The sequence below is a fragment of the Acerihabitans sp. genome (assembly GCF_036398755.1).
Lineage (GTDB): Bacteria > Pseudomonadota > Gammaproteobacteria > Enterobacterales > Enterobacteriaceae > Acerihabitans.
The window spans coordinates 1-20,514 of sequence record NZ_DASWOM010000060.1 but is presented as its reverse complement, the minus strand read 5'-3'; the positions used below and the strand labels follow the sequence as shown (position 1 = coordinate 20,514).

Below are 20,514 nucleotides of genomic sequence, written 5' to 3'. Positions count from 1 at the left end.
ACAAACCCCCAGACGTTTTTCTCCAGCGTAAATGCTGTATCTATTGTTAGCGCTATAATAAAAACGATGTAACTTCACCTCCTTATTACCTCTATGGCAGTGGCGTCGAGTATCAATGTTCTGCGGGTCCGGTTACAACACCAGCCACATCCCATAGGCAGCGAACGGCGTTGATGATAACCTACCCCGGCCCGGCCCGACCTTTATTCCCGCTTACTGTGAAATATCAGATGGTTAGTTCAATGAAGAGAAAAAATATCCGTGGGAGAACGCGAGATGTTGTCTAGTCTTCCCGGTAAGACGCTGACGCGCATGGCGTCGCTGATGTCGCTTGGCATAGCGTTGGTAATGGTGGCGGTTAAAATCTGGGCATGGACCCTGACGGGGTCCATGGCGTTGCTGACCTCGGCCGCGGATGGTCTGGTCGATGTCCTGGCCTCGGTGGTTACGCTTATCGGCGTTTTTTACGCCCAACGCCCGGCGGATAAAGGCCATCGATACGGACACGGCAAGTCCGAAGCCGTGGCGGCGTTTGTGCAGGCGCTGCTGCTGGGCGGCGCCGGGCTGGTGCTTGGCATGGAATCCACGCAGCGCTTGTTCCACCCGCAGCCGCTGATGCAGCATGGGTTGGGTATCTGGGTTATTATCGGCAGTACCCTGTGCACCGCGGTGCTGGTAACGATGCAAACCTTTGTCGTCAAGCAAACGGCCTCCACGGCCATCGCCGCCGATCGCGCGCATTATGTAACCGATATCGCGGTAAACCTGGCGGTGCTGTGCGCGCTGGTGCTTGACAGCGCGTTCGGCTGGACCCGTTCGGACGCCATCGGCGCGTTGGCCATTTCCGGTTATATGATTTGGAATGCGCGTGGTATGGTCGTCACCGCCCTGCGGCAACTGCTCGATCAGGAGCTGGGCGCGGAGGATCGCCTGCGCATCCGCGATGCCGCGCTGGGCTGCGCGGGCGTGCGCGGCGTGCATGACATCCGCACCCGCAACGGCGGCGATCGGGTATTTGTCGAATTACACGTGGAAGTGGACGGACAGCTGTCGGTCGACGTCGGTCACGAAATCGGCGACGCGGCGGAAGCGGCGGTCAGGGAGCTGTTTCCCGCAGCCGAGGTGCTGGCGCATCTTGAACCGGCCGGCATTGTCGACCAGCGCCTTGATGACCTGGTAAAATAACGCGGGCCCAGACGCGGCGACTAAAAAAAACACCCACTGAAAAAAACCGTGGGTGCCCAACATCACAAGATGCCAGCCCTGGAGCGAGCGGACGGTTAAAAAATAACATCCCCGGACGCGGGCCGCCAATGAGAATGACTAATCAAGGCATAAGCAATATTCATAAAAATTATATGTTTACATAACCTTGCACTCTTTACGCAACCTTTGCACTCCAGTAGTGGCAAAATATTGGCGGCGTCCGGTGAAAAACAGAGTTGCGATCAATTATTAACAGAGGGTAAGGATTTCGTTATAACCGGCTAAAGATGCGTAAATGCACTTGCGAATTCATCGATTTAGGTCTGTTATGAGAGCATCGGCGGGTTTTTTAAGCATGGGTTTTCGAGCGGGAAGGTTAAAGGTATATTATGAAAAAATTAGTGAGCCTTGTGTTATCGCTTAGCCTGCTGGCGCCGGTGGCGGGTTTTGCCGCTCCCGGCTGGCATGACGGTGGTCGCGGCGGCCATGGCTGGGGCGGCGGCGGCCCAGGCTGGGGAGGTCATGGCTGGGGTGGGCCGCATCGCGGCGCAAGGTTTGATTTCCTGCCCGGCGTGGCGGCAACGGTGCTGGTCGCCGGCCTGACCTATTATGTGCTCGACGGTATCTATTACCAGCGGCAGGAAAACCAATATGTGGTGGTTGACGCCCCGCCGCAGCCGCAGGTTTATGCTGCCGGCGGCATGAGCGGCAATATGACGGTGCTGGATCTCAATGGTGAGCGTTTTTACGTTAACCAGGGCCACTACTACCGTCGTAATATCAACGGCCAATATCTGGAAGTGCCGCGTCCGGCCGGTTTGTAATCACGGGCCCCGCGCCGGTCCGCAGACCGGGGGCGGGGTGGGGACGCGCCACCGTTGAAATGCCCGCCTTGGCGGGCATTGTGCTGTCTGGGGCGGGGAGATGCGCGCCGGCGCCACGGCGCCACCAGCTTATTTCCTGGCTTATCCGCCTTATTCCGGCTGGAGACCTGCGCCCGGAGCGTTTATATTATCTTCCAGCCGTTATTTCCAAAACGGTGGTGCCAACACATGCCGCGTTTGGGCGGCGCTGCTTTTTCGCGACTGTATTTTTTGCCAAGGGATCCTTATGCCAAATGATATCGCCGGACAGTTGATTCAACGTTTTTACCGTTACCTGGCGGTAACCAGCCAAAGCAATGCCGCGGCGACCAGCTTGCCCAGCACGCCGGGACAGCAACAGCTGGCGGACCTGCTGGCCGAGGAACTGCGCACTTTTGGCCTGGAGGAGATCCAGGTCGATGACCATGCCACCGTCACCGCGTTAAAGCGCGGTAATATGCCGGGCGCGCCGCGTATCGGGTTTATCGCCCATCTTGATACCGTGGATGTCGGCCTGTCACCGGAGATCTATCCCCAACTGCTGCGTTTTACCGGCGAGGATTTGTGCCTGAACGCCGGGCGGGATATCTGGCTGCGGGTTGCCGAACATCCCGAGATCCAGGCCTATCGCGGCCAGGATATTATTTTCAGCGACGGTACCAGCGTGCTCGGCGCCGATAATAAAGCCGCCGTCACCGCCATCATGACCATGCTGGAAAACCTTGACGCGGATACGCCCCACGGCGATATCATCGTCGCCTTCGTGCCGGATGAGGAAATCGGCCTGCGTGGCGCCAAAGCGATGGACCCGGCCCGTTTTGCGGTGGATTTCGCCTACACCATCGATTGCTGCGAGCTGGGCGAAGTGGTGTATGAAAACTTTAACGCCGCCAGCGCGGCGGTGACGCTGACCGGGGTGACCGCCCATCCGATGTCGGCGAAAAATGTCCTGGTGAACCCGATTTTGATGGCCCACGAGTTCATCAGTCATTTTGACCGGAGGGAAACGCCGGAGCATACCGAGGGACGGGAAGGCTATTTTTGGTTTAACGATTTGACCGCCAATGCGCGCCAGGCGCGGCTGAATATTTCTATCCGCGATTTTGACCAGGACCGTTTTTTATGGCGCAAGCAGCGTATCGGCGAAGTGGCGGAAGAGATTACCCGGCGTTATCCCACGGCGAAGGTGGAATTTAAGATAAGCGATATCTACAGCAATATCAGCAACGCCATCGGCGCAGATCGCCGGGCCATCGATTTGCTGTTCGCCGGGCTGAAGGAACTGGGCATCGCTCCGAAAGTGACGCCGATGCGCGGCGGCACCGACGGCGCCGCCCTGTCCGCCAGAGGGCTGCTGACGCCGAATTATTTTACCGGCGCGCACAATTTTCATTCGCAATTTGAGTTTCTGCCGGTCAGCGCCTTTGTCGCCAGTTATGAGCTGACGCGCAGGCTGTGCCTGCTGGCCGCTCGAAGGTGATACACCCTCATGCCGGCGCGGGTAAAACACGCGCCACGCTGCTGGGGCTGTTGGCGATCGTGCTCTGGAGCACGCTGGCCGGCTTAATCCGCAGCCTGAGCGAGCGGCTCGGCCCCACCGGCGGCGCGGCCATGATCTATTCCGTCAGCGCCGTTTTCCTGCTGGCGCTGGTGGAGCGCCCGCGTTTTACCGGCTTTGACCTCGGTTATCTGCTGCCCGCCGGACTGCTGTTCGCCAGCTATGAAATCTGTTCCTCCCTGTCGCTGGGCTACGCCGCCAGCCGTGAGCAATCGATTGAAGTAGGGATGATAAACTATCTCTGGCCCAGCCTGACCGTGCTGCTGGCCATTATGATGAACGGTGAAAAGGGCGGTCCCGGGGTCTATGCCGGCCTGCTGCTGGCGTTAACCGGCATCGGCTGGCTGATGGGCGGCGACGGCGGCTGGACGCCCCGTCATACGCTGGATAATATATCAGCCAATCCGCTAAGCTACGGCCTGGCGCTGAGCGGCGCGCTGATCTGGGCGGTATACTGCAATGTTACCCGCCGGTACGCCGGAGGACGACATGGCGTTACCCTGTTCTTTATCCTTACCGCGTTGCTGTTGTGGATAAAATACCTGTTCAGCAACGAGCCGGCGCTGGCGTTGAACGGCGCTACCGCCTTTGGCCTGCTGCTCACCGGCGCGATTATGGGGATTGCCTATGCGTCATGGAATATCGGCATCATCAACGGCAATATGACCCTGCTGGCCACCTGTTCTTATTTCACCCCGGTGTTGTCCTCACTGTTTGCCGCCATGCTGCTTAATGTCCAACTGACAGGCGCATTCTGGCAAGGGGTGCTGATGGTTTGCGCCGGTTCGCTGCTTTGCTGGCTGACAACCCGTCAGCGCAAGGCACGGGCGCCGTTTCCCCGCCCCGATGGAATTGATAGCGCCAAATAGTGATGCAAGTCACATGATCCTTTGATGCTGTCCCCGCCAAACAGTGACTTGCATCACAATTTATTTGTGATCCAGGTCACACTTAGTCCTGAGCGATACGTCGTATTATAAAAAAATGAAATATAGGTTCATTTTTTAAGGCATGGCGTTTCTCGAGGGTTGGGCATGAAAATTAAACAAAGATTAGATAAAATTCCCGGCGGATTAATGCTGGTTCCCCTGTTTATCGGGGCGCTGGTCAATACCTTTTATCCACACGCGGGGGCTTATTTAGGGTCATTCACCAACGGCATCCTGACAGGCACGGTGCCCATCCTGGGGGTGTGGTTTTTTTGCATGGGCGCGACCATCCAGCTGCGCGCATCCGGGGTGGTATTAAAAAAATCCGGTACCCTGGTGGTGGTAAAAACCATCACCGCCTGGTTGGTGGCGCTGATAGCCGCGCATTTCCTGCCGCTTGACGGTGTGCAGAGCGGCTTTTTTACCGGTATCTCCACCCTGGTGCTGGCCGCATCGATGAACATGACCAACGGCGGACTGTATGCCTCGCTGATGCAGCAATACGGCAGTAAAGAGGATTCCGCCGCCTTTGTCCTGATGTCCATCGAATCCGGCCCGCTGCTGACGATGATCATCCTCGGGTCCGCCGGCGTGGCGTCATTTGAGCCCAGGCTGTTTCTTGGCGCGGTATTGCCGTTTATTCTCGGCTTTATCCTCGGCAACCTGGATGATGAACTGCGCGAGTTTTTTGGCCGCGCGGTGCCGACGCTGATACCCTTTTTTGCCTTTGCGCTCGGCGGCGCCATAGATTTATCGGTGATTCGGGATACGGGGCTGCTGGGCATACTGCTGGGCGTGGGCGTCATTATCGTTACCGGCATTCCTTTAATCCTGGCCGATAAATTTATCGGCGGCGGCGACGGCACCGCCGGGATTGCCGCCTCCAGTTCCGCCGGCGCGGCGGCGGCCACGCCGTTTTTGATCGCCGAGATGAATCCGGTATTCAAAAGCCAGGTGGCGTCAGCCACCGCCCTGGTGGCCACCGCGGTTATCGTTACCTCGGTGCTGGTCCCCATCCTCACCGCCCTGTGGGCCAAATGGGCCAGGCGCGGTCAACACGGCGCGCATGCCGCCGTCGTCTCCCTCGATTAAAATCTCTCCCCCTCGACGACAGGTGTAACGCTCCCGGGCGAGAGGAATCTCGTCCGGGGGCCGACGCGCCGCCGCTATCTTTTGTTGACTAAAGCGGTTATTGGCAATAACAATAAAAAGACGATATATCATCCGCAGCCGATCCGGCCGCGGATGGCGGGCGCTTGCCCGGATGACTTTGGGAGAGAAGATATGGCCAACGATCCGCGTTATGACGCGCTGCTTAAACGTATCGAGGCGCTGGAAGCGCGCGAAGAGCTGCTGACCGTCACGTCCCATGCCTATCAGGTGGTGATTACCACCCTATTGGGCAATATTGATGCCGAGACCCGCGATCGCATCATTACCATGGTGGACGAGGCGCATGAGATAGCCTATTCGCAGGCGGTGAGCCGCAGCGATAAACACCTCTCCGACATTATCAAAGGCGCCGACGAAATCGTCCAGCGCATGTTCAACTACGCCCAGGGCGGCGCGCAACCGGATCGCTGAACCCACCCGCCTTTTGCCTGTCCGCCGCCGACGCGTCCCATACGCTTTCGGCATGCCGCCGGGCTTGCGCTTTATCCAGTCTGCCGGTCGTTTGCGGTCTGATTTTTGCAAAGCCTGTCAGACGTATTAACATAGCGCGGGCGGCGAAAGCCGGTTAGAAGGCGGAACAGGGAAATACATGAAGCAATATACAGCAATACTCCTGGCCATCGGGGCCGCGGCGGCCCTGACGCTTGCCGGGTGCGACCGGGCAGCGGCGCCGGGCGGCGCGCAGGTGTGGGTCGCGGAAGGCCGCACCATGGGGACCTTTTACCGGGTCACCCTGGCGGCGCCGGCGCCCGGCGTTCTGGAAGGATTGAAAGACAGTATCGGCCGGCAGCTGGAACAGGATAATCATGAGTTGTCCACTTACCAACAGGATACGGTTTTGTCGCGTTTCAACCAGTATGCCGGTACCGATCCGCAGCCCATTACCGCCTCTATGGCCGATATTGTCACCGCCGCGCTGCGCATCGGAGCGAAAACCGGGGGCGCCATGGATATCACCGTCGGCCCTTTGGTCAACCTCTGGGGCTTCGGTCCGGATAAGCAGCCGAAGGTGATGCCCGATCGGCAGCAAATCGATAGCGCCCGCGCCCGGGTCGGGCTGCGCCATCTCAAGCTTATCGAAGATAACCAGGGGCAATGGCTGCAAAAAGATCTACCGGACCTGTACGTGGATTTGTCCACGCTGGGCGAGGGCGCGGCCACCGATCACCTCGCCGCGCTGTTGGAACGGCGCGGCATTACCCGCTACCTGGTCTCGGTGGGCGGCGCCGTTATCTCACGCGGTCTTTCGCCGCAGGGCGAACCGTGGCGCGTGGCTATCCAGCGGCCGACCGATAAGGAGATCGGCGCCCAGGCCATCGTTGATTTGCAGGGGCATGGCATCAGTACCTCGGGCAGCTATCGTAATTACTATGAATTGCAGGGAAAACGACTGTCGCATATCATCGACCCGGTGACCGGCAGGCCCATTGAACATAAGCTGGTGTCGGCCACGGTCATCGCGCCCACCGCCCTGGAAGCGGACGGCTGGGACACCGGGCTGATGGTGCTGGGCAGCGAAAAGGCCCAGGCGCTGGCCGAACGGGAGGGGCTGGCCGTTTACCTGATTACCCGTTCCGCCACCGGCTTTACCACCTGGATGTCGCCGCAGTTTAAATCCTACCTTATCAGCCAACAGGATACCGCGGCCGATAACGGGCATTGATAATAACTGGAGGGTATATGAGCAAATATGTATTGCCGGCGCTGCTGGCGGCAATTTGCGTTTCGGCATCCGTTTGGGCGGATGACGCCATGCCGGGCATGCACATGGATCAGGGCGCGGCGGCCGGACTCAGCCAGTCCAGCCAGGATTATATGGCCGCCATGCGGGACATGCATAAGGACATGGCGCAAGGGGTCACGGCCCATGACCCCGACGTCGCTTTTGCCCGCGGCATGATCCCCCACCATCGGGGCGCCATCGCCATGGCGCAGACCGAATTGAAATACGGCAAGGATCCGCATATGCGCCGGATGGCGGAAAATGTGATAAAAGCGCAACAAGCCGAGATCGAGACCATGAACAACTGGCTCAAGACGCATCCCGATAAGGATCGGTAATCGTTGCTTCTTGCATTTTACGCCCAGGTTTGGTAATTCTGGGTTGCCCGGGTGTTATCGGGACGTTTTTTGGTCAACCCCCAAATCTGACAAGTAAGCGAGGTGTTTATGAGTAGAGGTAAGGACAAGTCAGCCAAGAAGAGACCGGAAAAAACACTGAAGGAAAAACGCGCGGACAAGAAAAGCAAAAAAGGATTGGAAATCTAATCCTGGTTTTTCCGCGACGCAACCCGGCGACCGCCGGGTTTTTTTTTACCCAAGGCCCGCAGGGTTAACTTTTTTGCGCGCGTTTGGTTATACTATCCACTGTGCTAACTGAAGGGATATTGACCCCATGAACGATGACATTTTTGAATTCGATATTGATGCTGAACTGGCGAGCGCGCAAGAAAAAGCCGAACAAAAAGCCAGGGAAGTGCCGGAAGCCGCTACGGCAGAAGATGATTGTGAAGGCTGTAAAATTTAATTTCCCCGCCCCGGCGCCTGATATTACGTCAGGCGTTTCCCTTTGTGCCAAGAGAGATTCAGCCATAGCCCCGGAAAGACATGAATCCGTTTGATAAGGCATTCTTATCTTAAAATTTAAAAAAGAGGGAAATAAAATTTTCAGAAATGAAAGCTGACGGGCGCGGAAAATAAAATTATGGGAAAGCAAATAGATAACATGGGGTTATACATGCACGTTAAAAAAGCCCGCCGAAAACAGCGGGCAACAGTACATCTTAAGTTACACCAGGGAAATTAATCTTACTAATACATAATACGCTTAATCTGGCGAATTACTATACATTTAGCTAAGATTTTACTGAGATGGGTTTAATGAGAATTATATAATTAAATTCTTATTAAATATTCAGTAATGAACTTGAAATCGGAATGTTCAAAGCCCTTGATTTTATTGAATTCATTTTCCTTGAACAACGGCTGTAGCAGATAAAAGCCACTAATAGAATTTATTTATTTGGAAGAACACATTACCCGGAAATAGGACTTCGCATCTAATAATTCAGCGGCGGGGTTAACGGCAATATTATCGAGCAATCGTTTCGGCATACCTGCGGCGTGATGCCAAAATATTTTTTGAACAAGGTGGTAAACTGCGATTGTGAGTTAAACCCATAATCAAGGGCGATGTCCATGATTCTGTTATCGCTATTGCGTAGCCGATGCACGGCTTCCGTCAATTTACGCTCACGTATATATCGACCGATGGCGATGCCGGTGGTCGCGCGAAATACGCCCTGCATATGCCATACCGAATACCCTGACCGGGCGGCAAGCTCAGGCAAGGCGATATCCCTGTCCAGATGATCCTCGATCCAGCGCGCCAGGGCGGCGACCAGGGGTTCATTGGGTTTTAGTTCGCGCATAATCATTTGTTTCCGCCCGGACGGTGGCCGGTTGAGCACCAAGACAACATGGGGGTTATTGTAAGGGTAGCCGCTTCATGAGCAAGTTATAGCGGCGTAAGCCTCTGCACTATTTCGTATAACTTTATCCCATAACTATTGTCACCATGTCGGCGGAAAGCGGCCAAGACGGGTCGCCGAGACCCGTTTCCCACCGCTGTGCCGCCGGCCGCGGTTACACGTCGCCCTTATTATCTTCTTCCACCGCATCGTAAATGCGCTGCATAATGTCGGGAAAGGCGGATTGCACCCGGCTCCAGCTGGGGATAAAGGGTTTATCGTTCGGGCGCTCGATAAAGGCCTGGCCCGCATCAAGAATGCATTGCATAAACAGCTCCACCGCCGCTTCCTCGCTGTGCTGATCAAACTTCAGACCGTTCATGATGGCGTCGTGGTGATAAAATTCCAGAATATCGAGCGCATTGCGATAATAGGTAGCCTTCAGCACCCGAAACGAGTCGCTGGTTAAATTGACGCCCATGGTGGCGAGCTTACGGTACAAAGACTGGATAATATCGTTGCTCATGCGCTTGAGGCCGCCGGAGCCGTCCTCTTCCGCCAGGGGCTGGTGTTTATGGTCGTAATTGTCGGCAATTTCCACCTGGCAAATGTGGTTCGGGGAATAATTACGGTAAATCTCGGACAATAACCCAATCTCCAGGCCCCAATCGCCCGGAATTTTCATGTCATGCATAACGCGGGTGCGCATGGCAAATTCACCGGAAAGGGGATAGCGGAAACTGTTGAGATAATCCAGGTATGGCGACTGGCCGTAAACGTTTTCCAGCGAGCGCAGCAGCGGACCCACCAGTAAGCGCACCACGCGACCATTCATCTTGCCGTTGGCCACCCGGGCATAGAAGCCTTTGCAGAATTCATAACTGAATTTGGGATGCACCACGGGATACAATAGCCGGGCCAGCATGCCGCGATCGTAGGTGACAATATCGCAATCATGCAACGCCACCGCCAGGGTACGATCCGAGGCCAGGGTATAGCCGGTGCAGAACCAGACGTTGCGCCCTTTACCCGGCTCGGTGGGGGACAGCCCCTCTTTTTCCAGCTCGGCGTCGATGGCCTTTAACCGCGGACCGTCATTCCATAAAATACGATGATGCTGCGGCAGACGGGAAAAAAAATCACGGGCAAAAAGAAATTGGCTGCGGTCGGCCCGGTCCAGCCCGATGACGATTTCCTCCAGATAGGGCACCTTGGCCAGTTCATCAACGATATGGGCCAGGGCCGGTCCCTCCAGCTCGGAAAACAGCGAGGGCAGGATAAGCCCCATTTTACGTTTTTTAGCAAATCCCACCAGTTCGGTTTCTAATTCCTCGACCTTGCGATCGGAGAGGTTATGAAAATTGGCGATAATTCCATTTTGATGAAAATCACTCATATATGTTCTCCCCAAACATTTTTTTATTAAAATAATTTTCCGGCGCTCATCAGGCCGAGGTAATAAAATGATCCAACCCTTCGCACCAGCCTTCCGGTCCATAGGCGCTGGTGCGATAAACATACCGCTGCTGCGGGCTGACGCTTACCGGGGTCTTGCTGTAGCCGCGGATAATCACCGCATAATCCACCGCTTCAAGCAGCGAAATATCGTTTGGACCGTCGCCCAGTCCGATTGATTGCCAGGGGCGGCCGTCTTGCTGCCGATAGTGCTGCAACAGCCGGCCCACCGCGGCGCCTTTGCTGCTGCCTTGCGACATTACGTGATAAAACCGGCCGCCCTGGACCACGGCAAGGGAGTCGCCGGCCAGGCAGGCGGCGAACTCGCGCAGCCGTTCGTCGCTTTCACGCCAGATAAAGGCTTCCGAGGCCTCCCGGCGCTGGGCCAGCAACGCGTCCTGGGCGGAAAGGCCGGTCCATTCGCCGACCAGCTTTTCGTCAACGTCGCCGAAGCCAAAAAACTTGAAGCCTTTTTCCTCACGCAGTCGCACCATAACCGCGCGGATGGCGGCATAGTCCTGGCCCATGATCTTGCGGGTTATTTCGCCGTCCAGCTGTAATAACGCGCCATTCTCGGCGATAAACGGCGCCCCGGCGAGGCCCATGCTGTTTTGCAGCGGCACGATCTCGGCGGTGGTTTTGCTGGTGCAAAACACCACCGGGATATGATGGTCCCTCAGCGTATCCAGCCAAGGCGCGGCCGGTTGCCAGCTGTAGGTATGGTGGTCAAGAAGCGACCCGTCCAAATCGGTAATAACCACTAATGGGTCGGTGAGACTTGGCATATTTTCTCCGCCTTTTCTGACAGTGGTGACAACGGACCGAGGTCATCCATAAAACTGAGTATATACGATGGCTTAGTGGATAAGAGGCAAAAAATCGCCGGCCTCGGGTTTTACGGCGGGTTCCGCTGTTTTGTAAAACTGAATCTTTATTAATGTATTGCTAGGAAAAATCCTAAAATAATCCGATCACGATGGTTTAATCGCGCTGGTCGATAAAAGACTAAAAATTATATTATTACTTAACTATATAATATTTAACAGTTAATAATTGAATGATGGCGCGATTATAGGGTTGCCTTCCGGCGCTACGCCGGCTTATGCACGACCGCCATAGAGTAATAATGTTTATGTTACTTGCCAAACTAAGCGATACGGCTAGTATGGTTGGGTAATTTGATTTTTTCGTGTAACGAACGTTAAATTCCTTCCTTCCCCGGAAGGAAATGAGCTTTATTTCCCCGGCCTGTCGGGCCGGGGTTTTTTGCATTCCGTGTTATTGACGCCATTCAACAGCACCGGTTATCGATTGACTTCCGCCACGGTATAATCGCGTATATCCAGGCCGTAGGCCTCCGCCAGGGCGCCATAGGTAATGAACTCCCGGCCGTCGGCCGTTACCATATGGGCATGTTCATTGCTCTGATGCTCATGGACGTCCCCCTGCGTCGCTTCCCTTACCGCCTTTAGCAGCGCCTCCACATCGATACTGATTTCACGCCGCAGCTGTTCGTTGAATTCTTTGGCAAAGGCCATGATGGTTCCTCTCTGTGAAGCGTTGCGAAAACCCGTCGGTTAAGTATAGCGTTCGACGCACGATTTGGCCGCCTGGTCGCCGCCCGGCGGCGTGGGAATAAATATCCCCGGGCCTTCGGTACGGGCTGACTGCGCGGGGTGTTTTGTACTAAACTAACTTTTGGGCATATTCAGAGGTTAGTCATGAAATTACACGATCGGGTGACGGTGAAAACCGACGGCGGGCCGCGGCGCAAAGGAAATATCCAGGCCATAGAAAAATTCAGCGAAGGGATTATGTATTTGGTGGCGTTGGACGATTACCCGACCGCTATTTGGTTCTTTAACGAAACTAGTCATCCCGATGGGATTTTTGTGGAACCGCTGGCGGAAGAGGGCCTGGGGGAATAAAAAACGGTATCAGGCGGCGCCCTGATACCGAAAGGCGCCTTCGCGCCAAAGCGTGAAGGCCGGGCAGCGGTCAGCGTACGTTAACGTAAATGCCGTTGGTTACGGTGTCCGTCAGGCGTACGACGTGATAAATCACCTGTTTATTATGGGTCTTGATTTTCCGTTTAATGTTGCCTTTATGCGAAGACACCGTTTTGGCCTTGATCTGCATGCGGTCCGAAATCTGGATGGTGTCATGGCCGGACATCCACATGCGCAGCATATTGGATTCGGTCTGGCTTAACCGTACCGGGTTCAGATCGAGGGGCGACTTATGGCTTCCCTCGTCAAGCGATTTGTGTTTGCTGCAGCCGGTGAGCAGCGAATTAAGCGTCTCCGCCCTGATGGATTTAGAAGTGATAATCAGGTTCTTGCGCACAAACAGATAATCTTCAAAATGAATGTTGGTCATTGCCATAAAAATAAAGAACAGCGTATCGGGATGCTGGGTAATGACTTTTTTTATTCGCTCCGTGGCGTCCGGCTCATGGATAAAACACTCTTCATTGACAAAAACCACATCAGGCTTGACCCGCGAACATTTGGACTGCAACTGGCCGATATCAGCTACGATGTTGATATTACGCTTTTTTACACCAGTATCCGTCAAAAATCCCGTTAGACCAAGGCGAGTATAGCTGCATGAATCCATGATGATCGTTGGCATAGCGCACCCTCATTAAAATTTGATTATCTGTTTTTAGCAACGATAAAATGCTTTTTTATGGCCTGGTGTTTTCATAAAGCTTCACAGTTACCTAATGTTTTAACAACAATTCATAATCAAGTTCAACGAGAATTTTTTGGGAGCCGCCTCTCAAAAGTGAATCGGTAAATTTGACTTAAGTCTAACTACGCGAAGTTCATGGCGGGAGGCTCTTTTGTCGCACGCCGCGCCAGGGATCTGCGCACGTTTTGCCAAGCGGCAGGCGCTTCTGTTTAAAGGCAAGCTGTTTGTTAGGAAAATAATATTACAAATCGATTAAAATAAACATAAGAAAAATTCATGATCTTTTTTGTGTGATTTTATCCGCTTCAGGCAGACCCTAGCCAAGTGGGATGACAAAACCACGGCTTTTTTTTTCAATAATTATTAATAATTTAAGCTGAAATTGGTTATAAATGTAATTGGTTATCGTTTAGATTTGCCTGCATTTCAAGCGAAATGTCTATTTTATAGCCAATCATAGTCATGCAAATTTAACTTTGTACACAATTTTTGGCTTTTATTGGTTACATTTGCTCCAATTAGGGTGCTGTTGCCGTTTCCATGAAATGGAACCTATCGATAACGCTGAAGTGTTGACTGCGGTGGTGATGCCGCAGCAGGGCGTTTTTCGCCATTTATGACAGATGAAAAATTATTGTCTATACTAACTAAAGTGTTCACTGCCGCCCGAAGGACAGGCGGGACAGAAAGCGTGCCTGGCCGGCCAGGCTAAAGCGACTGATTTTGCGCCTTATGTTCCGCGATAACGTCAGCGCAGTTTCAAGGAGAATGACGATTTTTAAAATTCACCTCAATATTCCTCACTCCTTTGTTACCCGCTTACCACCTGTCATTTCCGGGCTGCGCTAATGCGCTGTAGCGCAACCACTTATCCAGCGATGCGCAAGGACAACTGCTCGCTCGCGGTTACAGGAGGATAACAGGTATGACAGACAGTGATTCGCTACCCCCGATACCCCTGGACACTTTCGCCTTGTTTTTTGATGTGGACGGCACCTTGGCGCCGATTGAAAAACGACCCGAACTCGTGTCGATACCCCATAATATAAGACAGGCCTTATGCGCCATATACAGCGCCGCCGGGGGCGCCTTGGCGCTGGTGTCGGGGCGCGCCTTAACAGAACTTGACGCGCTCAGCGCGCCGCTTCACAGTCCCGCCGCCGGCGTCCATGGCGCGGAACGGCGGGACGCGCATGGCGAAATCCATCGCACCGAATTGTCGCCTTCGCTTGCCATAAAGCTTGCGCGGGAGCTGACGGACGCCATCGCCGGTTTTCCCGGTTGCCATGTTGAGGCGAAAGGCATGGCCTATGCCCTGCATTACCGCCAGGCGCCGCAATTTCAACGGGATATCATGGCGGTGGCCGAAGCTTTTGCCGGGCGTTATGCCGAGCTCACGCTGCAGCCGGGTAAATGCGTCGTGGAGCTCAAGCCTCGCGGCGTCGACAAGGGCGCCGCGATTAACGCATTTATGCGGGAAACGCCTTTTGCCGGCAGAACGCCGCTGTTTATCGGCGACGACTTGACCGACGAGGCCGGATTTGTCCAGGTAAACGCCCTGAATGGCATCTCCATAAAGGTTGGGCCCGGCGCTTCCGCGGCGCGCTATCATCTGGACGATGTGCAACAGGCCCATCTTTGGCTATTGTCACTGGTTGAACAACAAGATAACTATTCTATGAAAACCAAAAGCTCGGTTGGGGAGGATTTATGAGTCGCTTAATTGTAGTATCGAACCGTATTGCGGCTATGGAAGGTAAAAAGGAAAGCGCCGGCGGCCTGGCGGTCGGCATTATGGATTCACTGAAAGACGCGGGCGGACTGTGGTTCGGCTGGAACGGGAAAATCAGCGAAGAAGAACTGCCGTTGGAAAAGCACCAGCAGGACAACATAACGTTCGCGGCTTTTTCCTTGAAGCAAAGCGAATATGACCAATATTATCTTAATTTCTCCAATACCGTTATCTGGCCGGCGTTCCATTATCGTCTGGATCTGGTGCAATATCAGCGTGAGGATTATGACGGGTATTGCCAGGTAAACGAGAAGCTGGCGGCGCGTTTGCAGCCCTTGGTGGAAGACGATGATATCCTGTGGATCCACGATTATCATCTGTTGCCCTTCGCCGCCGCCTGCCGCAAGCTGGGCATGACCAACCGCATCGGTTTTTTCCTGCATATCCCGTTCCCGACTTCGGAAATATTCAATGCCTTGCCGCCGCGCAAAGAGCTGTTGGAAATGTTGTGCGAGTACGATCTGATCGGCTTCCAGGCGGATACCGACCGTTTGGCTTTTATTGAAAATCTGTCGTTGGTGACCGACGTGGAGCAACTGGATGAAGATCGCTTTGCCGCGTATGGCAAATCGGTGACGGTGCGCGTTTATCCCATTGGCGTGGAGCCGGACAGTATCCGGGAACTGGCCGAAGGCGCGCTGCCGCCCAAGCTGGCGCATTTGCGCGATAAAATGAACGGGCAGCTTATCATCAGCGTCGACCGTCTGGATTATTCCAAAGGGTTGCCGGAGCGTTTCCAGGCCTTCGAGACCCTGCTGGAGAATTTTCCTCAGCACCGGGGCAATATCCGTTTTTTCCAGATTGCGCCCACATCCCGTGGCGACGTTCAGGCTTATCAGGACATCCGCCACGAACTGGAGACGGAGGCGGGCAGGATAAACGGGCATTTCTCGACCCTGGAATGGACGCCATTATTTTATCTTAACCAGCATTATGAACGCAGTCTGCTGATGAAGATTTTCCGGCATTGTGAAGTTGGCCTGGTGACCCCGCTGCGCGACGGCATGAACCTGGTGGCGAAAGAATATGTCGCCTCGCAGGATCCCGCCAATCCGGGCGTGCTTATCCTTTCCCGCTTTGCCGGCGCCGCCAATGAGCTGACCTCGGCGCTGCTGGTGAACCCTTATGATCGCGACGGTGTCGCCGCGGCGCTGGACAAAGCGCTCAGCATGCCGCTTAAAGAGCGTATTGCGCGCCATGCTGAAATGATGAGCGTCATTACCAAAAATGACATCGTGCACTGGCGCCAGTCTTTCCTCAATGACTTGAAGGCGGTACCTGCCACTACCGAGGTAAACTGAATCCTGACGGCCTGAACGGCCCGTACGGACTCGCAGCGCGGGCCGGGCCCGGGTAGCGCGGTAATCCTTCCCCGTGCCAGGGACGCCGTCCCCGGGGACCGACGGGACCTTTAATACCTTTATACGCCATCGTTATCCCACGGAGGGACGCCGATGGCGTTTTAGTCTGCGCTTCCCGGCGCCATGGCCTTTTGTGAGGCGGTACCGACCGTGGCGCGCAACCCCCTGCTGCTTGGCCCATTGTTTAACGTCTCGCGCGGCGCATTAATACCTGCGGTATAAAAAACGATCTAAATTAAAGCGTTAATGCATTTTTTGCGAATATTTTGATCAGTTTTAACTCAAGTTATGAATAAGTATGCCGATGATAATTAAACATGGCTATTTTAGTCGTGGGTATGCGCTTATCTTTTTTACCGCCCACACCAATGTTAACTTTTCATTTCCCGACACGATCTCATTCCTTTCACTGCTAACTTATTGTCAATAAAAGGTTCATTTTTCATACAAAAATGTGCCTGCATCGCTGACCAAACCGCGGAAGATGTTTAGATAATGTTAATGATGTATCTACGGAATTTCTCGGATGAAAACAGCAGTAATGCTGTTAAATTGTATCTAACAAGATATTTAAAAGGGAGAATTTGATATAACGAATGATATTCTGTCAAAACTAGGATGAGCAGTGGATTACCCTGATTCCTGGCGATCAATTGCTAAATTTTTGTTGCATTCGTTTTTTGTGTTCATTTTATGAACAGCGATCACATCAGACCAGTAGCAATTCTGATCAAGTAAGCTTAATTTATGTGATCTTGATCACACTTTATCTAAAATTTAGCTAGGGGTAGATTGTATGAACGACAGAATCAGCGTTAGAGTTGCGGCGCAATTAGGAATAATCTCACTAATTTGTAAAAATGTTTCACGGAAGAAACCTTAATGAGTCATGTTAATTTTGGACACATTTTACACCTGGAATATTTAACGGTACGGCTTTTATAAATAGCCGATTTGGTTACCGAACATTATTGAATGTTCGGTATCGCTGATTTCATTAGCCACCCAGGGGAAAGATCCCCGGATACCGGGCGATATTTTATCACCCAAGTTATGTTTTCAAACATAGTCTAGAGGGATGGGAAAATGAATACGATTGAAATACGCAAACATGTTTATGATATAAATTTATCCTATTTATTATTGGCGCAACGTTTGATCAATCAGGAAAAATCGATGGCGATGTTTCGGCTGGGGATTAACGATTCCATGGCCGACGTGTTATTGAAGCTGACCTTGCCACAAATGGTAAAACTGGCCGAAACGAATCAATTATTGTGCCTGTTTCGTTTTGACGATCACCAGACCATTACGCAATTAACCCAGGATTCCCGTGTGGACGAATTACAGCAAATACACACCGGCATATTGTTATCCAGCCAACTGCAAGAGCGGCTGGCGGCGAAAGACAGCCATCAGCCAAAGAAAAGGGCATGACAATGGCAGGGAAAAGTATTGTCCAGGAAGCTAAGGATATTCAGCTGGCGATGGAGCTGATTACGTTAGGCGCCCGATTGCAAATGTTGGAAAGCGAAACGCAGCTTAGCCGCGGCCGACTGATCAAATTGTACAAGGAGCTGCGGGGCAGTCCGCCGCCCAAGGGCATGCTGCCGTTTTCAACCGATTGGTTCATGACCTGGGAACAAAATATTCATTCGTCGATGTTTTACAATATTTTCCAGGTGTTGTTGCAAAACGGGCAGTGTACCGGCGTTGAAGCGGTGATCCGGGCTTATCGGTTATACCTTGAGCAATGTCCCCAGCAAGACGGCGAACAGCCGATACTGGCGCTGACCCGCGCCTGGACCCTGGTGCGTTTTGTCGAAAGCGGCATGCTCCAGTTGACCCCGTGCAGCCATTGTCACGGCCACTTTATCACTTACGCCCATCAGCCGCTTTACGGTTTTGTCTGCAGTTTATGCCAGCCCCCGTCCCGTGCGGTAAAAAGACGTAAACTTTTGCCGGTCGCGGCCGATATTAATCCCAAGCTGCTGGATGAGCAGGCGCAGCATGCGGTGTGATGGGTAATCCAAATGGATGAAAACCTCCATGGCGATATCATGGCATAAGCTTGCCAAGATAGTCGTCGTTCGGTTTCCCGGATGCGCCGCGCGCTGGCCGACATCTTTTTACCGGGAGAACGGATGTGTTAGTGATAGTGGGATACCTTGTGGTAATAGGCGCCGTATTCGGCGGTTATATCTTAGTCGGCGGCCATCTGGGCGCGCTGTACCAACCTTCCGAATTTCTTATCATCGCGGGCGCTGGCGTTGGCGCTTTTATTGTCGGCAATAACGCAAAAGCCATCAGAGCGACGATAAAAGCATTCCCTCAGTTATTTCACGGTTCAAAATATAATAAATCCCTGTATATGGACCTGATGGCCTTGCTATTCCGTTTAATGGCAAAAGCGCGTCAGCATGGAATGCTGGTGTTGGAATTTGATATTGACACACCTCATGACAGTGAAATTTTCAAGCTCTATCCGCGTATTCTTAACGATAAACAATTGGTGGATTTTATCACTGATTATTTGCGCCTGATGATTGGCGGCAATATGAACGCGTTTGAAATCGAGTCGCTGATGGACGAGGAAATCGAAACCTACGAGCATGAATGTGAAATACCCGCCGCCAGCCTGGCGCAGGTAGGCGATTCGCTGCCGGCTTTCGGTATTGTCGCCGCGGTCATGGGGGTCGTGCACGCGCTGGCGTCGGCCGACCGTTCGGCCATCGAGCTTGGCGCCTTGATAGCCCAGGCCATGGTGGGCACATTTTTAGGTATCCTGCTGGCCTATGGTTTTATCTCGCCGTTGGCCTCGCTGCTGCGGCAAAAGAAAGACGAAACCCTCAAGATGATGCAATGCATCAAAATCACCCTGCTTTCCAGTATTCATGGCTATGCGCCGCAGATAGCGGTGGAGTTCGGCCGTAAGACGCTGTTTTCAGCCGAGCGTCCGTCGTTTAATGAACTTGAGGCCCACGTTAAGCTCGCCCGGGAACCGGTTAAACAGAAACAGCCGGTGGAAGAGGATGCATGAAAAACCAGCCTATTATGGTGGTGCGCAAACGGCGTGCGCCTAGACGCCATGCCGAGCACGGTGGTGCCTGGAAGATAGCCTACGCCGATTTTATGACCGCGATGATGGCGTTCTTCCTGGTGATGTGGCTATTGTCCATCGCCAGTCCGCAGGAACTGGCCACCATTGCCGAATATTTCCGCACTCCGCTGAACGTGGCGCTGACCAGCGGCAATCGCAGCAGTTCGGATACCAGCCCCATCCCCGGCGGCGGCGCGGATCCGACGCGTCAGCAGGGCGATGTGCATAAAAGCATTAACGACCTGATGGATAAGCTGGAAAAGAAACGGCTTAATAAACTGCGCGAGCGTCTGGATCAGCTGATTGAATCCGACCCGCGCCTGCGGGTGCTGCGCCCGCAGCTGCTGATCAATATGGTGGAGGAGGGGCTGCGTATCCAGATCCTCGATAGCCAGAATCGGCCGATGTTTGAAACCGGCAGCGCGCGCGTGGAGCCGTATATGCGGGACGTGCTGCGCGGCATTGCGCCAATCCTCAATGATATTCCGAATAAAATCAGCATATCCGGGCATACCGATGCGTCCCCTTACGCCAATGGCGAGCGCGGCTACAGCAACTGGGAGCTATCGGCCGAACGCGCCAACGCCTCCAGACGGGAACTTATCAGCGGCGGGTTGGGAGAAGGCAAAATCCTGCGGGTGGTCGGCATGGCCGCCACCATGAGCCTGGCGCCGCAGCAACCCGATGCGGCGATTAACCGCCGCATCAGCCTGCTGGTGCTGAATAAACAAACGGAACTGAACATTGAGCATGAGAATGTGCAAAACCAGGGAGTGGAAATCAATAATTCAACGGGATTAACCCAACAGCCGTCATTTAAAGCCGCTACCGACGCGCCGCCTGAAACGGCGCCGGCGTCAACGCCGCCCGGCAACGCGGCGCCTTCGGCCTCGGGAGTCCCGGCTTCAAT

The 20,514-nt window shown here is 53.7% G+C and carries 21 protein-coding genes; 16 read left to right on the top strand and 5 right to left on the bottom strand.

Annotation, left to right across the window (positions count from 1 at the left end; genetic code table 11):
- Window positions 1-276: 276 nt before the first annotated feature.
- The 9 genes from VGC33_RS10070 (at window position 277) to VGC33_RS10030 (ending at window position 8,256) form a co-directional block, all read left to right on the top strand.
- Window positions 277-1,185 (top strand): cation diffusion facilitator family transporter, encoded by a 909-nt coding sequence (locus VGC33_RS10070; RefSeq protein ID WP_331120614.1) that lies wholly within the window; start codon window positions 277-279, stop codon window positions 1,183-1,185.
- A gap of 410 nt (window positions 1,186-1,595) precedes the next feature.
- Window positions 1,596-2,030, top strand: coding sequence for a DUF6515 family protein (locus VGC33_RS10065; RefSeq protein ID WP_331120613.1), 435 nt, complete (start codon window positions 1,596-1,598; stop codon window positions 2,028-2,030).
- A gap of 286 nt (window positions 2,031-2,316) precedes the next feature.
- On the top strand, window positions 2,317-3,549 hold the full coding sequence (gene pepT, locus VGC33_RS10060) for a peptidase T (protein WP_331120612.1): 1,233 nt from the start codon (window positions 2,317-2,319) through the stop codon (window positions 3,547-3,549).
- Window positions 3,546-4,496: an aromatic amino acid DMT transporter YddG gene (gene yddG, locus VGC33_RS10055; RefSeq protein WP_331120611.1), complete on the top strand. Its 951-nt coding sequence runs from the start codon at window positions 3,546-3,548 to the stop codon at window positions 4,494-4,496. Before pepT ends, yddG begins: the two co-directional genes overlap by 4 nt.
- 165 nt (window positions 4,497-4,661) lie before the next feature.
- Complete coding sequence (gene kdgT / locus VGC33_RS10050) at window positions 4,662-5,648, top strand: 2-keto-3-deoxygluconate transporter (RefSeq protein WP_331120610.1); 987 nt, start codon at window positions 4,662-4,664, stop codon at window positions 5,646-5,648.
- Between the two features lie 192 nt (window positions 5,649-5,840).
- The gene (locus VGC33_RS10045) at window positions 5,841-6,140 is read left to right on the top strand and encodes a hypothetical protein (RefSeq protein ID WP_331120609.1); all 300 of its coding nucleotides are present in this window, start codon (window positions 5,841-5,843) and stop codon (window positions 6,138-6,140) included.
- A gap of 178 nt (window positions 6,141-6,318) precedes the next feature.
- Complete coding sequence (gene apbE / locus VGC33_RS10040) at window positions 6,319-7,392, top strand: FAD:protein FMN transferase ApbE (protein WP_331120608.1); 1,074 nt, start codon at window positions 6,319-6,321, stop codon at window positions 7,390-7,392.
- 89 nt (window positions 7,393-7,481) lie between these two features.
- Window positions 7,482-7,790: a CopM family metallochaperone gene (gene copM, locus VGC33_RS10035; RefSeq protein WP_331120621.1), complete on the top strand. Its 309-nt coding sequence runs from the start codon at window positions 7,482-7,484 to the stop codon at window positions 7,788-7,790.
- 334 nt (window positions 7,791-8,124) lie between these two features.
- A complete protein-coding gene (locus VGC33_RS10030) occupies window positions 8,125-8,256 on the top strand; it encodes a hypothetical protein (protein WP_331120607.1) in 132 nt (43 codons plus the stop codon).
- A gap of 532 nt (window positions 8,257-8,788) precedes the next feature.
- Here the strand turns inward: VGC33_RS10030 and VGC33_RS10025 are convergent.
- The 4 genes from VGC33_RS10025 to VGC33_RS10010 form a co-directional block, all read right to left on the bottom strand.
- The gene (locus VGC33_RS10025) at window positions 8,789-9,160 is read right to left on the bottom strand and encodes a helix-turn-helix domain-containing protein (protein WP_331120606.1); all 372 of its coding nucleotides are present in this window, start codon (window positions 9,158-9,160) and stop codon (window positions 8,789-8,791) included.
- Window positions 9,161-9,374: 214 nt separating this feature from the next.
- Complete coding sequence (locus tag VGC33_RS10020; protein ID WP_331120605.1) at window positions 9,375-10,595, bottom strand: glycosyltransferase family protein; 1,221 nt, start codon at window positions 10,593-10,595, stop codon at window positions 9,375-9,377.
- A 49-nt stretch (window positions 10,596-10,644) separates the two neighbouring features.
- Window positions 10,645-11,439 carry a mannosyl-3-phosphoglycerate phosphatase-related protein gene (locus tag VGC33_RS10015; RefSeq protein ID WP_331120604.1) on the bottom strand — a complete coding sequence of 265 codons (795 nt, stop codon included), beginning with the start codon at window positions 11,437-11,439 and terminating at the stop codon, window positions 10,645-10,647.
- A gap of 519 nt (window positions 11,440-11,958) precedes the next feature.
- Entirely contained in the window at window positions 11,959-12,192 is a 234-nt protein-coding gene (locus tag VGC33_RS10010) for a DUF2525 domain-containing protein (RefSeq protein ID WP_331120603.1), read from the bottom strand.
- A gap of 183 nt (window positions 12,193-12,375) precedes the next feature.
- On the opposite strand from VGC33_RS10010, the gene dsrB reads away from it, so the two are divergent.
- Window positions 12,376-12,582 (top strand): protein DsrB, encoded by a 207-nt coding sequence (gene dsrB, locus VGC33_RS10005; RefSeq protein ID WP_331120602.1) that lies wholly within the window; start codon window positions 12,376-12,378, stop codon window positions 12,580-12,582.
- 70 nt (window positions 12,583-12,652) lie between these two features.
- Here the strand turns inward: dsrB and rcsA are convergent, their stop codons facing one another.
- A complete protein-coding gene (rcsA, locus tag VGC33_RS10000) occupies window positions 12,653-13,288 on the bottom strand; it encodes a transcriptional regulator RcsA (protein WP_331120601.1) in 636 nt (211 codons plus the stop codon).
- A 988-nt stretch (window positions 13,289-14,276) separates the two neighbouring features.
- Here rcsA and otsB point away from each other — a divergent pair.
- From otsB to motB, 6 genes are all read left to right on the top strand, one after another.
- Window positions 14,277-15,065 carry a trehalose-phosphatase gene (gene otsB / locus VGC33_RS09995; RefSeq protein ID WP_331120600.1) on the top strand — a complete coding sequence of 263 codons (789 nt, stop codon included), beginning with the start codon at window positions 14,277-14,279 and terminating at the stop codon, window positions 15,063-15,065.
- On the top strand, window positions 15,062-16,444 hold the full coding sequence (gene otsA, locus VGC33_RS09990; protein WP_331120599.1) for an alpha,alpha-trehalose-phosphate synthase: 1,383 nt from the start codon (window positions 15,062-15,064) through the stop codon (window positions 16,442-16,444). The genes otsB and otsA overlap by 4 nt, the downstream gene beginning before the upstream one ends.
- Before the next feature lie 1,146 nt (window positions 16,445-17,590).
- Window positions 17,591-17,941 (top strand): flagellar transcriptional regulator FlhD, encoded by a 351-nt coding sequence (gene flhD, locus VGC33_RS09985; protein ID WP_331120598.1) that lies wholly within the window; start codon window positions 17,591-17,593, stop codon window positions 17,939-17,941.
- A 2-nt stretch (window positions 17,942-17,943) separates the two neighbouring features.
- Complete coding sequence (gene flhC / locus VGC33_RS09980; RefSeq protein ID WP_331120620.1) at window positions 17,944-18,525, top strand: flagellar transcriptional regulator FlhC; 582 nt, start codon at window positions 17,944-17,946, stop codon at window positions 18,523-18,525.
- A gap of 125 nt (window positions 18,526-18,650) precedes the next feature.
- Window positions 18,651-19,544 carry a flagellar motor stator protein MotA gene (motA, locus tag VGC33_RS09975; RefSeq protein WP_331120597.1) on the top strand — a complete coding sequence of 298 codons (894 nt, stop codon included), beginning with the start codon at window positions 18,651-18,653 and terminating at the stop codon, window positions 19,542-19,544.
- Window positions 19,541-20,514, top strand: a 974-nt coding sequence (motB, locus tag VGC33_RS09970) for a flagellar motor protein MotB (protein ID WP_331120596.1), incomplete at its 3' end; no start/stop codon positions are given. The genes motA and motB, both read left to right, overlap by 4 nt.

What these genes read in the sequence shown, in the direction of transcription:
- otsB (WP_331120600.1), top strand. Translation starts at nt 14,277, where the DNA reads ATGACAGACAGTGATTCGCTACCCCCGATACCCCTGGACACTTTCGCC.
- kdgT (WP_331120610.1), top strand. Translation starts at nt 4,662, where the DNA reads ATGAAAATTAAACAAAGATTAGATAAAATTCCCGGCGGATTAATGCTG.
- rcsA (WP_331120601.1), bottom strand. Translation starts at nt 13,288, where the DNA reads ATGCCAACGATCATCATGGATTCATGCAGCTATACTCGCCTTGGTCTA.
- VGC33_RS10010 (WP_331120603.1), bottom strand. Translation starts at nt 12,192, where the DNA reads ATGGCCTTTGCCAAAGAATTCAACGAACAGCTGCGGCGTGAAATCAGT.
- VGC33_RS10015 (WP_331120604.1), bottom strand. Translation starts at nt 11,439, where the DNA reads ATGCCAAGTCTCACCGACCCATTAGTGGTTATTACCGATTTGGACGGG.
- VGC33_RS10025 (WP_331120606.1), bottom strand. Translation starts at nt 9,160, where the DNA reads ATGCGCGAACTAAAACCCAATGAACCCCTGGTCGCCGCCCTGGCGCGC.
- VGC33_RS10020 (WP_331120605.1), bottom strand. Translation starts at nt 10,595, where the DNA reads ATGAGTGATTTTCATCAAAATGGAATTATCGCCAATTTTCATAACCTC.
- flhD (WP_331120598.1), top strand. Translation starts at nt 17,591, where the DNA reads ATGAATACGATTGAAATACGCAAACATGTTTATGATATAAATTTATCC.
- VGC33_RS10030 (WP_331120607.1), top strand. Translation starts at nt 8,125, where the DNA reads ATGAACGATGACATTTTTGAATTCGATATTGATGCTGAACTGGCGAGC.
- otsA (WP_331120599.1), top strand. Translation starts at nt 15,062, where the DNA reads ATGAGTCGCTTAATTGTAGTATCGAACCGTATTGCGGCTATGGAAGGT.
- VGC33_RS10070 (WP_331120614.1), top strand. Translation starts at nt 277, where the DNA reads ATGTTGTCTAGTCTTCCCGGTAAGACGCTGACGCGCATGGCGTCGCTG.
- copM (WP_331120621.1), top strand. Translation starts at nt 7,482, where the DNA reads ATGCCGGGCATGCACATGGATCAGGGCGCGGCGGCCGGACTCAGCCAG.
- dsrB (WP_331120602.1), top strand. Translation starts at nt 12,376, where the DNA reads ATGAAATTACACGATCGGGTGACGGTGAAAACCGACGGCGGGCCGCGG.
- pepT (WP_331120612.1), top strand. Translation starts at nt 2,317, where the DNA reads ATGCCAAATGATATCGCCGGACAGTTGATTCAACGTTTTTACCGTTAC.
- flhC (WP_331120620.1), top strand. Translation starts at nt 17,944, where the DNA reads ATGGCAGGGAAAAGTATTGTCCAGGAAGCTAAGGATATTCAGCTGGCG.
- apbE (WP_331120608.1), top strand. Translation starts at nt 6,319, where the DNA reads ATGAAGCAATATACAGCAATACTCCTGGCCATCGGGGCCGCGGCGGCC.
- VGC33_RS10045 (WP_331120609.1), top strand. Translation starts at nt 5,841, where the DNA reads ATGGCCAACGATCCGCGTTATGACGCGCTGCTTAAACGTATCGAGGCG.
- VGC33_RS10065 (WP_331120613.1), top strand. Translation starts at nt 1,596, where the DNA reads ATGAAAAAATTAGTGAGCCTTGTGTTATCGCTTAGCCTGCTGGCGCCG.